The sequence below is a fragment of the Stenotrophomonas genospecies 5 genome, from assembly GCF_054473825.1.
Window position 1 is genome coordinate 2,212,238 of sequence record NZ_JBTMUW010000001.1, and the last position, 13,607, is coordinate 2,225,844.

Consider the following 13,607-nt stretch of genomic DNA (forward strand, 5'->3'; position numbering starts at 1 on the left):
GCCATGTCCAATACGCCAGCCAACGCCAACACGTCTGCCCACCCGCTTCCCGGCATCAGCGACCGCAAGGTCCTGCGCGAACGCGCGCGGCGCAATCTTGAAGATGGCGCGATCACCGAAAGCTACAGTGCCGACCGCAAGGCCGTGATCAAGCTGCTCAACGACGCCCTCGCCACCGAGTATGTCTGCGTGCTGCGCTACTACCGGCATTACTTCACCGCCAAGGGGATGCTGGCCGATGCGGTCAAGGCCGAGTTCCTTGAGCATGCGCAGCAGGAACAGGCGCATGCTGGCAAGCTGGCCGAACGCATCGTCCAGCTCGGCGGCGAGCCGGACCTCAATCCGGACACGCTGAGCGCGCGTTCGCATGCCGAGTACAAGGAGGGCAGCGACCTGCGTGACATGGTCCGCGAGAATCTGGTCGCCGAACGCATCGCCATCGACAGCTACCGCGAGATGATCGACTTCATCGGTGATCGCGACACGACCACCAAGCGCATCCTCGAGGAGATCCTGGCGCAGGAGGAAGAACACGCCGATGAGTTCGCCGACCTGCTGGACGGGTGGATCGGGGAATAGCGCTGCGCGTATCGGATATCGCGTGCCGGCCGGGGCCGGCACCTACCGGAGGACGTTGAAACGCACCTGCGTCCATGCGCCATCGGCGGCCAGTGCGGTCAGCGTATGGGCGCCCGGCTCGGCGAACTCGCGCTGCATCAGCTGAGATCCCCGGGTCTGTGCGATCCAGCGGCCATCCAGCAGCCAGTCCACTGCCTGCTCGCTGCCCAGCGCGCGCAGCTGCAGGCGCACGCCGTGTTCGGCATTGGGCGCGCGCGCCAGCGTGGCCCCGTCATTCAGACCGTCCACGTGCAGCGCCACGCTGGCCTCACGGCCATCGTCGCGGCAGTCCGGTGACAGCGCCGGCAGCTGCGACAGCTCCCGGGTCGCCTTCGGCAGCCACGGCGACAGCAGCGCCGGCCAACGGGCGATTTCGCGCGCCACCTCCTCATGAGGCAGACGACAATCGGCCGAGACGCGCAGACCGGTGCGTGCATCTGCCAGGTAGCGCTGACGGCCCGGTTGCCAACGCCGGGCTTCGCGCTCGGGGAACGTGAGCGGTACGGCGCCGTCGAGCAGGTACGCCGGCATCCGCCGCTGGCACACGGCCGGCGGCAATCCTTCGGCGCGTTCACCGGTCGGCCAGCAGATGTCGCCCTGGCTGACGCTGGCCGGCATCGGTGCCGCCGCCGAATCGCCACGCTGGCGCGGCAGACTGTCGACCACCTCGAACATCAGCGGCAGCGCGGTGACCGCGCCGTACTGGCCCGGCAGGGGCGTGCCGTCGGGCCGCCCCACCCATACGCCCACGGTGTAATGCCGCGTGCTGCCGATGGCCCAGGCATCGCGGTAGCCGTAACTGGTCCCGGTCTTCCAGGCAACGCGGGGGCGCCCTCCCACATCGAAGGTGCCCACGCCATACCCCGGACGCGGGTTCGACTCCAGCATCTCGCGTACGATCCAGCTCGCCCCCGGCGACGCCAACCGCCGCTCGATCATCGGCTCGTCATCGGTGTAGCGCACGCGGCCGGCGATACCGTTGCGGTTCAGTGCGGCGAATGCCCCGACCAGATCTTCCAGCCTCGCGCCGGTGCCACCGAGTATCAGCGAGAGATTGGGGGGGCTGCCCGCGGGAAAACGCAGCTGGATGCCGGCGTGTGACAGGCGCGCGGCAAAGCGCGCGGCGCCGACCCGCTGCAGCAGGTCCACCGAGGGTACGTTGAGCGACAGACGCAACGCACTGGAGGCGCCGATCGGGCCATTGAACGCCATGTCGAAGTTGCCCGGACGGTAGCTGCCGAAGCTCTGCGGCGCGTCCACCAGCAGGCTCTCCGAGTGGATCAGGCCGTCATCCAGCGCCATCGCGTACAGGAACGGCTTGAGGGTCGAACCCGGCGAGCGCCAGGCCTGCACCATGTCGACGTGGCCCAGGCGCTGGCGGTCGCCGAAGGACAGCGTTCCCACGTAGGCGCGCGCCTGCAGGGTCTGGTTGTCGACCACCAGCAATGCCGCCGACGTCCGCTCCGGCAGGCTCGAGAAATAGCTGGCCACGCGCTCTTCCAGTGTACGCTGCAGGCCGATGTCGATGCTGCTCCGGATGCGCGCCTGGCCGGGGTGTGCCGCATGCAGCCGCTGCGCCAGCAATGCCGCATGCAGTGGCGGTCGCAGCGACCGCGCCACCACGTTCTCGATGCGTGCATCCTCCACCTCATCCGGTGTCCACGCCCCCCGTTCGGCCATGCGTGCCAGCACCTTGTCACGTGCCTTCTGCGCCGCTTCCGGATGGCGGTCCGGGCGCAGGCGGCTGGGTGCCTGTGGCAGCACCGCCAGCAACGCGGCCTCGGCATGTGACAGCTGCGCGGCCGGCTTGCCCAGGTAGGCCCAGCTGGCAGCCTCCACGCCCTCGATGGTGCCGCCGTAGGGCGCACGCTCCAGATACAGGGCCAGGATCTCCCGCTTGGAAAGATGCACTTCCAGCTGCAGGGCCCGCAGCACCTGCTTGAGCTTGCCCCACGGGGTACGCGAATGCGGGTCGAGGATGCGTGCCACCTGCATGGTCAGGGTCGAGCCACCGGAAACGATGCGGCCGCCGCGCAGCAGCTGGCCGCTGGCACGCAGGATCGCCAGCGGGTTGATGCCCGGATGGCGCCAGAACCAGCGGTCCTCGTAGGTCAACAACGCCTGCAGGTACAACGGCGAGACGCTGTCGATCGAGGCCGGATAGCGCCACACGCCCTCGGCATCGGCGAACGCACGCAGTGGCGTGCCATCGGCAGCCACCACCAGGGTGCTGGTGTCGCGCTGCTTCGGCAGTGGCGGCGGGAAAACGACGTCCAGTACCAGCAGCAGCGTCAGCAGACCCGCCGTTCCCCAGCGCAGCCACGGCCACAGCGGCCGCAGCCGGCGGCGCAGGTCCGCCTGCCGGGTCGTCATCGCGTTCTTCATTGCAGGTTGCCAGCAGGACGGGCCGCGCCGTCGCGGCCCGTCCGCGCGGTCACGGCTGCACCACCGTGATCGTGGTCGGGTTGCTGCGGCCGACGCCACGCAGCTGCGGCCGGTACATGTCTTCCACCAGCGGCGGCGGCACCGAGTAGGTGCCCGGGGTCACCGCACGCACCAGGTAGAACACATTGGCCTTTCCGCCGCGCGAGAGCTTGAGCGCAGCCACGTAGCGGTCGTCGCGGAACTCCTCATGCTTGGTATCGGCCGCGTCACCGCGGTCGCTGATGGTGATGCCATCGACCACCACGTCTGCCCACTGCTTGGCATCGCCCAGGTTGAAGTTCTCGATCTCCAGGCCGGCCGGCAGCAGGTCGGTCAGCAGCGCATCCGGCATGGTGGTGTCGGCACTGACGGCGACCCGCACGATCAGCGCTTCGCCTTCCTTCAGCGGGCGCGGCGACCACGGCTTGCCGTCGGTACCGAAGTAGCTGCGCTCGACACCGATCACACTGTTGTCCGGCGCTGGCGCACTGCGCGGGATGCCCGCCACATCGATGCTGGCGAACATCGGGGGCTGGCCCTGCGGAGTGAAGCGCACTCCGCTGGCCAGTTCGCTGGCGCTGAAGGTGCGGCCGAACAGCTTGCGCTCGCTGATCGATTCACTGTTGCCACCGATCACCAGCTCGCCGGCCACCAGTGCCTTCTGGTTGGCCGCCAGCGCCTTGCCGAGGCGGGCAATGGCGACCTGCTCCTGCGTGCTCAGCCACATCCAGCCGGCGTTGCGGCGCGCATCCAGGCCGCGGCCGAGATCAACCGCACGCGCATCCCATGCCGGCTTCGCCAGCTTGTTCTCGTGGGTCAGCGCGATCATCAGCGCATCATCACGGATCGCGCTGCCGTAGTCGCCGAAGTACGACGGGCGCTCGCTGCTGGACTTGGCGAAGGCAGCTTCCAACGCGGCCTGGCCACGCTTGGCGTCGCCCTGCAGCGACAGCGCCACGCCCAGGTGGACCAGCGACAGGCCGCCAACCGCCTTGCTGCGCTCGTTGTCGTACAGCGTGCGCAGCGTACCCAGCGGCGCACGGTTGACCCGGGCCAGCACGTAGCCGGAATACGCCTGGTTGGCGAACTTCAGTTTCTCGCGCTCGTCCTGCCCGTAGAACGGGTTGCCGCCGGACAGCAGATCCTCGCTGAGACGGTTCAGTGCCTTCTGCAGCACGTTGTCCGGTACGGCGAAGCCGGCATCCCGGGCATCAAGCAGGAACTCGGCGATGTACGGGGTCAGCCACGGGTTCACATAACCATCGTCGCCCCACATCGAGAAGTTGCCGTTGGCCACCTGCATCGACGCCAGGCGGCCGAACGCGCCCTCCATGCGTTCGCGGCGGGTCTTGGCGTCCAGGCCGTCTGCGCCGAGCATCGACGACGTGGCCTGGTCCAGGATCAGCGCAGCGTAGCCCTTGCTGGTGGTCTGCTCGGCGCAGCCATACGGGTAATTCAGCGCGCCCTGCAGAGCACTGGCAAACGGAATCGGGGGCAGCGGGCTGACCAGCAGGCGCGCATTGACCGACTCGGACATCAGGCCATCGGCCAGACCGCTGTCGAGGCTGACCGCCGCCAGCGGGTCGAGCGTGCGTACCTGCGAGCGCAGCACCTGCGGCCATGCCGCACGCACCGGCAGGTCGTAGCGGCGGTCGGCCTTGAAGCCATTGCCTTCCACACGCACCCGCACCTTGGCCACGCTGTGGCCTTCGCGTGCCGACAGCGGGAAGCTCAGCGTGGTCTTCGCATCGGCGTTGAGCTGCACGCTGCGGCTGCCCTCGCCAAGGGCCAGCGGTCCCTCGCTGTCCACGCGCACGTTGAACTGGCCGGGCTTGCCGGTGAAGTTCTGCACGTCCAGCGTCACGGTGCTGCGGTCGCCCGGGGCGAGCACGCGCGGCATGCTGGCCTCGGCCAGGATCGGTGCGCGCACCACCGTTTCCACGTCGCGCTTGCCGTACTGGTCATCGCTGTACACCAGCGCCGACACGCGCAGCGTGCCGTTGAAGTCCGGCACCTTGAGGCGGATGCGGGCATTGCCCTTGGCATCAAGCTGTACCGGGCCGGAGAACAGATCCACGGTCTGCACGCGCGCGGTCGGCCGCTTGGCCTGAGGCAGGGACTGCAGCGCCATGTCACCGCCGAACTTCAGCTTGCCGGCGCCGCCGTCGAAGCTCTCGATCACCCGGCTGTAGATGTCATAGGCATCGATGCCGAGGCGGCGCTGGGCGAAGAAGTGCGCGCCGGCATCGGGCACGGGGAAACGGGTGATGTTGAGGATGCCCACATCCACCGCCGACACGGTGACGTACGCGGCCTTGCCGGCCAGCTGCGGTGCGCTGACCGTCACCGGCAGATCCTGTTCCGGGCGCATCTGCTTCGGCGCCACCAGGCCGACGGCCACGGTGCGGCCCCTGCGGTCCATCGGTACGTGCACCACGCCGACAGCGCGCGCCGGGGTGATCTTGCTCGGCGCACTGCCACCCCGGAACACCAGCGCGGTGATGTAGACATCGTGGCGCTCCCAGTCAGCGGTGACCGGGATGTTGAAGGTGGCACCGGGTTTGGCGTCGATGTCCTGCACGTACAGCATGCGATCGGTCTCGACCATCAGGATGCCCTTGCCGGCATGCGGCGGCGTCACCGTCACCTGCAGGGTGTCGCCCGCCTTGTAGCCGGTCTTGTCCAGGCCCAGCTTGACCTTGTCCGGGCGCGCATCGAGACCGCGATTGTCATCGCCCCAGCTCCAGCCGGCACGGAACGGATAGCGGCTGGTCAGGCCGGTGCCCGGATCGAACACGTCCACCCGGTACTCGCCCCACTCGACCGGGACATCGAACGCCACCGCGCTGCTGCCGGCATCGACCGTGCGGGTTTCCTTGTTCTCGAACCGACGGGTGAAATCGTAGTCCCAACGGTTGTCGTTGAAGGTCCAGTGATAGTCACGCAGCTCGCGCACCAGGGTGATCTTCAGGCCCTTGGCCGGCTGCGGCCGGCCGGCCGCGTCCACGCGCACCAGTTCGAAGCGTGCGTTGCTGTTGGAGTCGGCACCATCGTCGGGGTTGAACAGCGGACGCACGCCGACCAGTGCATTGGCTGGCCACATCACCCGCTTCAGGGTGCGGGTCACGGTCCGCCCACCGGTCTCGTACAGGCTGCCGGACAGCACCACCGCGATCGGCGCCTTGGCCTTGGCCGCTTCTTCCGGCAGCGTCACGTCCTCGCGCAGCTGGCCGTTGGCCGGCAGCGTCGTGTCGATCACGTCCTTGGCCTCGCGCGGCAGCTGCAGGGTCGGGTCGCCGAAGAAGTAGCCCGGCAATCCCTCGACCGGCTGCTGTTCGGCTGCCACGGCCAGGCGCGCGGTGAAGCGGTTGCCGTCAGCCGGCGCGCCGTACAGATACGCGCCATCGGCCTGCAGACGAAGATCTTCGCCCGGCTTGAGCGTCTTCTGCGGGCTGTCCAGGTCCAGCTTCATCCGTTCGGGCAGGAACTCTTCGATGCGCAGGGTCATGCCCTGGATCGCTTCCTTGCTGGCCGGATCAGTACGGAACTCCACCTGCCAGCGTCCCGTCGGCGCCTCGGCCGGGATGACCTGCTCGAAGGCGATGTAGCCCTGCTCGCCCGGCTGCAGGCGGGTCTCGCGGAAGGTCTTGCCGTCGGGCTGCTTCAGGCGCAGGAACACCGGCTGCGACTTGACCGGCTTGCCATCATTGTCGCGCAGCAGCGCGGACAGGCGCACGGTCTCGCCCGGCCGATAGAGGTCGCGGCCGGACCATGCGTAGACATCGAACCAGGCATTGTCACGGCCGGCAACGGCGAACTCGCTCAGGTCCAGGGCCGGCTGGTTGAAGGGCAGGAAGCTGGTGTCGCGACCACTGCTGGCCACCAGCACGTGGGTGGCGTCGAGCGTGCAGTTCAGCAGCGCATTGCCGTTGCCATCGGTACTGCCCTTGAGCACCACCTCGCCTTTGCCGTCGAGCACGCGCAGCTCGACGTTCTTCAGCGGTGCTCCGTCCTTCAGTCCGGCGGTGTGGACGAACAGCTTGTCCTTGTAGGCGCGCGTGTGCAGGCCGATGTCGCTGACCGAGAAGAACGCGGTGTCGAACTCGCCCTCGTAATCGCCCGTGCGCTTGAGCAGTGCGAAGTACAGGCCCGGCTCCTGCAGCTCCTTGATGTCCTGGGTTGGCAGGTAGGTCAGCACCCGCTCGTTCTGCTTGCCGCCGAGGATGAAGCGGTTGACGTAGACCGGCTCGGCCAACGCATTGATCGGGCTGCGCTCGTAGTCGCTGCTCAGTTCCCAGCTGCCACGACGGCCGCCGCGCTGGTACTGGCTGAAGAAGGTCGGCAGATCCTTCTCGCGCACGCGCAGGAATTCGACGTCGACCTCGGGAACATTCACGGAGACAACCGGCAGGCCGCGGCTGTCCTTGGCCGGCAGCACGCTGCCCTGCGAGGCGAAGCCGGCCACCGGCTTCAATTCGCCACTGAACACCTTCTGCTTCAGCTCCTTGCCCAGCCGGCTGCCATCGGCGGCCAGCAGGTCCGGCGATACCACCAGGCTGAACTCCTTGCCGGCTTCGACGAACGGATAGCGCAGGGTCAGTCCGTCATCGGACAGGGTCCAGCTGCTGTCGTCGGTGCCGACCTTCTCTTCGAAGCGCACCAGCGTGTCGAAATCCTGCGTGCCGACCAGCGGGCGCGAGAACTCCAGCGCCAGCGACAGGCCGTCATTCTTCTGGTCCGGGTAGGCGCGCAGCAGGGTGAAATCCTTCACCTGCTCGGCCTGGGTGGCAATGGCCTCGCCACTGGCCTTGGGCAGCTGCCCGCTGTCGTTGCGGCAACCGGCCAGACCCAGCAACAGGCCTCCTGCCAGTACCGCCGCCGCCCATCCCCACCGCTTGCGCCGTGCCGGACCGCTCATGTCGTCACTCCTTGATCGAGGCGGCCATTATAGGCGCGCCGCGTCAAGGTGTTGGCGCGGATCCGGCAGGAATACATCGGAACGGTAGCGCCGGGCCATGCCCGGCGGTCCCGGTAGCGGCCAACCTTGGTTGGCGTTGGGCCCGTGCCAACCAAGGTTGGCACCTACCAAGGCGCGCCCTACCCCGGCCGGTACAGATCCACGTAGTCGGTCACCGGCATGGCCGCCAGCGCCACCGGGTCCAGCGAGGCCGCCAGGATGCGCTGCTGCTGGGTGGTGGGGAACCGATGGGCCAGATGCCGCCGGAACTTGTCCATCAACAGGGGCATGCCCTCGTCGCGTCGCCGGGCGTGGCCGAGCGGGTACTCGACCAGGACCTCCGGCAGTTCGCTGCCGTCGTTGAAGCGGACGGTCAGGCCGTTGGCGATGCTGCGCTTGTCCGGGTCCAGGTAATCCGCGCTGAGCTGCGGGTCTTCGTGGCAGGTCATCCGCGCGCGCAGCGCATCGATGCGTGGGTCAGCAGCGACGTCGTCCTCGTAGTCCTCGGCCACCAGCCGCCCATGCAGCAGCGCGATGGCGACCATGTACTGCACGCAGTGGTCGCGGTCGGCCGGATTGTGCAGCGGGCCGCGCTTGTCGATGATGCGGATGCAGGCCTCCTGCGTGCGGATGGCGATATGTGCGATGTCATCGACGCTGCGCCCGCCTGCCCGCAGTTGCGCGTGCAGCGCGACCGCGGCCTCCACTGCGGTCTGGCCGTGGAACTCGGCGGGAAAACTGATCTTGAACAGCACGTTCTCCATCACGTAGCTGCCCAGCGGCCGACCCAGCGTCACCGCCTGACCATGCATGGAGACCGCTTCGAAGCCCCAGGTGGGAGCGCTCAACACGCTGGGATACCCCATCTCGCCGCTGGCCGCCATCAGCGCCAGGCGCACGCCGCGACTGGTGGCATCGCCGGCGGCCCAGCTCTTGCGCGAACCGGTGTTGGGCGCATGCCGGTAGGTCCGCAGCGCCTGGCCATCGACCCAGGCCAGCGACAGCGCATTGAGCATGCGCTCGCGATCCAGCCCAAGCAGGCGGGCGACCACGGCGGTGGTGGCGACCTTCACCAGCACCACGTGGTCCAGCCCGACCCGGTTGAAGGAATTCTCCAGAGCCAGCACGCCCTGGATCTCGTGCGCCTTGATCATCGCCACCAGCACATCGTGCACGGTCGGCGGTGGACGACGCAGGGCCGCGGCATTGCGCCCCAGCCAATCGCAGACGGCCAGGATGCCGCCGAGATTATCCGACGGATGACCCCACTCGGCGGCCAGCCAGGTGTCGTTGAAGTCGAGCCAGCGCACCATCGCGCCGATATTGAACGCCGCCTGCACCGGATCCAGCACGTAGTGCGTTCCCGGCACGCGCGCGCCGTTGGTCACGCTGATGCCCGGCACCAGGGGCCCGAGCAGCTTGCTGCAGGCCGGGAAGGACAGCGCTTCCAGGCCGCAGCCGAGGCTATCCAGCAGGCAGTAATGCGCGGTCTGGAATGCCAGTGGCGAGTCGATGCGCACGTCGCGCACGTAATCGACGATGTCCTCCAGCAGCGCATCCCACGCGGCACGTTCGTTGGACGGGGTGTGGCTGTCGGACATCGTCTGTTCTCCGCTGACGCCGGACCACGCCCGGCGGTTCATGGGCGGGCCCTGCCGCGCTCGCCGGGCATGGCCCGGCGCTACCGCCATGGTCCCGCGTTACAAGGTGTCGGCCGGTACCCGCACGCTGCCTTCCATCAATACACGGGCGCTGCGGCTCATGATGGCCTTGGTCACTGTCCACTGCCCGTCAACGAGACCGGCCTGGGCGCCCACGCGCAGCGTGCCGGACGGATGCCCGAAGGTCACCGCCTCGCGCTGGCCACCGCCGGCGGCACGGTTGACCAGCGTGCCCGGAATCGCAGCAGCGGTACCGATCGCCACAGCGGCAGTGCCCATCATCGCGTGGTGCAGCTTGCCCATCGACAGCGCACGCGCATGCAGATCGATGGCCGATGCCGGGATTGCCTTGCCGCTGGACGATACATAATCCTGTGCCGGTGCCACGAACGCCACTTTCGGCGTGTGCTGGCGGGTCGCCGCCTCTTCCAGCGTCGAGATCAGGCCCATGCGCAGCGCACCGTGCGCACGGATGCTCTCGAACTTCTGCAGGGCGGCCTTGTCGTCGTTGATCGCCGGCTGCAGCTCGGTACCGCTGTAGCCCAGATCGGCCGCATTGAGGAAGATGGTCGGGATGCCGGCGGTGATCATCGTCACCTCGAAACTGCCCACGCCCGGCACATCCAGGGTATCGACCAGGTTGCCGGTCGGGAACATCGCGCCCGCGTCGCCATCATCGGAGGGATCTATGAACTCAAGCTGGATCTCGGCAGCCGGGAAGGTCACGCCATCCAGCTCGAAATCACCGATCTCCTGCACCTCGCCATTGCGCATCGGCACGTGGGCGATGATGGTCTTGCCGACGTTGGCTTGCCAGATGCGCACGGTGCACAGGCCGTCGCGCGGCACCCGGGCCGGATCGATCAGGCCGTTGGCGATGGCGAACGGACCCACCGCAGTGCTGAGGTTGCCACAGTTGCCGCTCCAGTCGACGAACGCGGTGTCGATCGAAACCTGGCCGTACAGATAGTCCACATCGTGATCGGGCACGGACGCACTGGAGATGATCACGCACTTGCTGGTGCTGGACGTGGCCCCGCCCATGCCATCGGTGTGCTTGCCATAGGGATCGGGCGACCCGATCACGCGCATCAGCAGCGCATCACGTGCCGGGCCCGGCACCTGTGCGGCTGCGGGCAGGTCCTGCAGGCGGAAGAACACGCCCTTGCTGGTGCCACCGCGCATGTAGGTGGCCGCAATGCGGAGTTGCGGAAGAAAGCTCATGGAACGGTTCCTTGCAATGAAAGACGGCCCGTTGCCGGGCCGTCGGTTGTCTCATGCCACCCGGGCACCTTCGAGGAAATCCTGGGCGAAGCGCTGCAGTACACCGCCCGCTTCGTAGATCGCCACTTCCTCGTCGCTGTCCAGGCGACAGGTGACCGGCACGATGATGTCCTGCCCATCGCGGCGGTGGATGACCAGGGTCAGGTCGGCGCGCGGCGTGCGCTCGCCCACCACGTCGAAGGTCTCGGTACCGTCGATGCCCAGGGTCAGCCGGGTGGTGCCCGGCTTGAACTCCAGCGGCAGCACGCCCATGCCGATCAGGTTGGTGCGGTGGATGCGCTCGAAGCCTTCCGCCGCGATCGCTTCCACGCCGGCCAGGCGCACGCCCTTCGCCGCCCAGTCACGCGAGCTGCCCTGGCCGTAGTCGGCACCGGCGATGATGATCAGCGGCTGCTTGCGCTCCATGTAGGTCTCGATCGCCTCCCACATGCGCATCACCTTGCCCTCCGGCTCCACCCGCGCCAGCGAGCCCTGCTTCACGCTGCCGTCGTCGTTGCGCACCATCTCGTTGAACAGTTTCGGGTTGGCGAAGGTGGCGCGCTGCGCGGTCAGGTGGTCGCCGCGGTGGGTTGCGTAGGAATTGAAGTCCTCTTCCGGCAGGCCCATCTTCGCCAGGTATTCGCCGGCGGCACTGGAGGCCAGGATTGCGTTGGACGGCGACAGGTGGTCGGTGGTGATGTTGTCCGGCAGCACCGCCAGCGCGCGCATGCCCGCCAGCGTGCGTTCACCGGCCAGCGCCCCCTCCCAGTACGGCGGGCGGCGGATGTAGGTGCTCTGCGGGCGCCAGTCATACAGCGGACTGACCGCCGCACCCTGCTCCACGCGCACGTTGAACATCGGGTTGTAGACGCTGCGGAACTGCTCGGGCTTCACCGCCGCCTTCACCACTGCATCGATCTCGGCATCGCTCGGCCAGATATCCTTCAGGCGCACCTCGTTGCCGTCGGCGTCCACGCCAAGCACGTCCTTCTCGATGTCGAAGCGCATGGTGCCGGCAATGGCATAGGCGATCACCAGTGGCGGCGATGCCAGGAAGGCCTGCTTTGCGTAAGGATGGATGCGGCCATCGAAGTTGCGGTTGCCCGACAGCACGGCGGTGGCATACAGGTCGCGGTCGATGATTTCCTGCTGGATCGCCGGATCCAGCGCACCGCTCATGCCGTTGCACGTGGTGCAGGCGAACGCGACGATGCCGAAGCCGAGCTTTTCCAGCTCCGGCAGCAGGCCGGCCTCTTCCAGATACAGCTGCACCGCCTTTGAACCCGGGGCCAGCGACGACTTGACCCACGGCTTGCGCAGCAGGCCGCGCTCGTTGGCCTTGCGCGCCAGCAGGCCGGCGGCGATCACGTTGCGCGGGTTGGAGGTGTTGGTGCAGCTGGTAATGGCGGCGATGATCACCGCGCCATCAGGCATCAGGCCCCGCAGCTGCTCGGCCTTGCCGGCATCGAGCTTGGCTGCGTCGGCGATGCCGCGCTCGGCCAGCTCGGCCACCGGCAGGCGGCGATGCGGATTGCTCGGGCCCGCCATGTTGCGGACCACGCTGGACAGGTCGAAGCGCAGCACGCGCTCGTACTGCGCCGTGGCCAGCGCATCGGCCCACAGACCGGTGCTGCGTGCGTAGTTCTCCACCAGCGCCACCTGCGATTCCTCGCGGCCGGTCAGGCGCAGGTAATCGATGGTCTGCCCGTCGATGTAGAACATCGCCGCGGTCGCGCCGTACTCCGGGCACATGTTGGAGATGGTGGCACGGTCACCGATGGTCAGCGCGGCCGCACCCTCGCCGAAGAACTCAAGCCAGGCGCCCACCACGCGTTCCTTGCGCAGGAACTCGGTCAGGGCCAGCACCACGTCGGTGGCGGTGATCCCTGGCTGTGGCCGACCGGTCAGTTCCACGCCGATGATGTCGGGCAGGCGCATCCACGACGCGCGGCCGAGCATCACGTTCTCGGCCTCCAGGCCGCCGACACCGATGGCGATCACGCCCAGCGCATCGACGTGCGGGGTATGGCTGTCGGTGCCCACGCAGGTATCCGGGAAGGCCACGCCGTCCTGCACGTAGATCACCGGCGACATCTTCTCCAGGTTGATCTGGTGCATAATGCCGTTGCCCGGCGGAATCACATCCACGTTCTGGAACGCCCGCTTGGTCCAGTCGATGAAATGGAAGCGATCCTCGTTGCGGCGATCCTCGATGGCGCGGTTCTTCTCGAATGCCTGCGGATCGAAACCACCGCACTCCACCGCCAGCGAGTGATCAACGATCAGCTGTACCGGCACCACCGGGTTGACCTTGGCCGGATCGCCGCCCTTGTCGGCGATCGCATCGCGCAGGCCGGCGAGATCCACCAGCGCGGTCTGACCGAGAATGTCATGGCACACCACGCGCGCCGGGAACCAGGGAAAATCCAGGTCGCGGCGACGTTCGATCAGCTGCGTCAGCGAGGCGGTGAGCAGCGCCGGATCGCAACGCCGTACCAGGTTCTCGGCCAGCACGCGCGAGACATACGGCAGCGTGGCGTAGGCGCCGGGCTGGATCGCATCGACCGCAGCGCGCGCATCGAAGTAGTCCAGCGGGGTGCCGGGGAGGGTCTTGCGGTAATCGGTATTCATGGGCTGGCGGAATGCTTGGGGCGGGCCGGATGCCGGCGAGCGGCAATGAAGGC

At 67.8% G+C, this 13,607-nt stretch carries 6 protein-coding genes; 1 reads left to right on the top strand and 5 read right to left on the bottom strand.

Translation table 11 applies throughout. The features are described from left to right. Window positions 1–3 precede the first annotated feature (3 nt). The gene (locus tag ACX9OW_RS10315) at window positions 4–579 is read left to right on the top strand and encodes a ferritin-like domain-containing protein (protein ID WP_065182639.1); all 576 of its coding nucleotides are present in this window, start codon (window positions 4–6) and stop codon (window positions 577–579) included. 42 nt (window positions 580–621) lie between these two features. On the opposite strand, the gene pbpC is transcribed toward ACX9OW_RS10315, so the two are convergent. The 5 genes from pbpC to acnD all read right to left on the bottom strand — a co-directional run bounded on the left by pbpC (window position 622) and on the right by acnD (window position 13,554). Then, window positions 622–3,003, bottom strand: a complete 2,382-nt coding sequence (gene pbpC / locus ACX9OW_RS10320; RefSeq protein WP_111186364.1) for a penicillin-binding protein 1C — start codon at window positions 3,001–3,003, stop codon at window positions 622–624. 49 nt (window positions 3,004–3,052) lie between these two features. Further along, complete coding sequence (locus tag ACX9OW_RS10325) at window positions 3,053–7,960, bottom strand: alpha-2-macroglobulin family protein (protein WP_459062238.1); 4,908 nt, start codon at window positions 7,958–7,960, stop codon at window positions 3,053–3,055. Between the two features lie 179 nt (window positions 7,961–8,139). Then, window positions 8,140–9,600, bottom strand: a complete 1,461-nt coding sequence (locus tag ACX9OW_RS10330; protein ID WP_253118634.1) for a bifunctional 2-methylcitrate dehydratase/aconitate hydratase — start codon at window positions 9,598–9,600, stop codon at window positions 8,140–8,142. A 99-nt stretch (window positions 9,601–9,699) separates the two neighbouring features. Continuing rightward, the gene (prpF, locus tag ACX9OW_RS10335) at window positions 9,700–10,884 is read right to left on the bottom strand and encodes a 2-methylaconitate cis-trans isomerase PrpF (protein WP_253118633.1); all 1,185 of its coding nucleotides are present in this window, start codon (window positions 10,882–10,884) and stop codon (window positions 9,700–9,702) included. A 51-nt stretch (window positions 10,885–10,935) separates the two neighbouring features. Continuing rightward, a complete protein-coding gene (gene acnD, locus ACX9OW_RS10340; protein ID WP_065182635.1) occupies window positions 10,936–13,554 on the bottom strand; it encodes a Fe/S-dependent 2-methylisocitrate dehydratase AcnD in 2,619 nt (872 codons plus the stop codon). Window positions 13,555–13,607 lie beyond the last annotated feature (53 nt).

What these genes read in the sequence shown, in the direction of transcription:
- ACX9OW_RS10330 (WP_253118634.1), bottom strand. Translation starts at nt 9,600, where the DNA reads ATGTCCGACAGCCACACCCCGTCCAACGAACGTGCCGCGTGGGATGCG.
- ACX9OW_RS10315 (WP_065182639.1), top strand. Translation starts at nt 4, where the DNA reads ATGTCCAATACGCCAGCCAACGCCAACACGTCTGCCCACCCGCTTCCC.
- prpF (WP_253118633.1), bottom strand. Translation starts at nt 10,884, where the DNA reads ATGAGCTTTCTTCCGCAACTCCGCATTGCGGCCACCTACATGCGCGGT.
- acnD (WP_065182635.1), bottom strand. Translation starts at nt 13,554, where the DNA reads ATGAATACCGATTACCGCAAGACCCTCCCCGGCACCCCGCTGGACTAC.
- ACX9OW_RS10325 (WP_459062238.1), bottom strand. Translation starts at nt 7,960, where the DNA reads ATGAGCGGTCCGGCACGGCGCAAGCGGTGGGGATGGGCGGCGGCGGTA.
- pbpC (WP_111186364.1), bottom strand. Translation starts at nt 3,003, where the DNA reads ATGAAGAACGCGATGACGACCCGGCAGGCGGACCTGCGCCGCCGGCTG.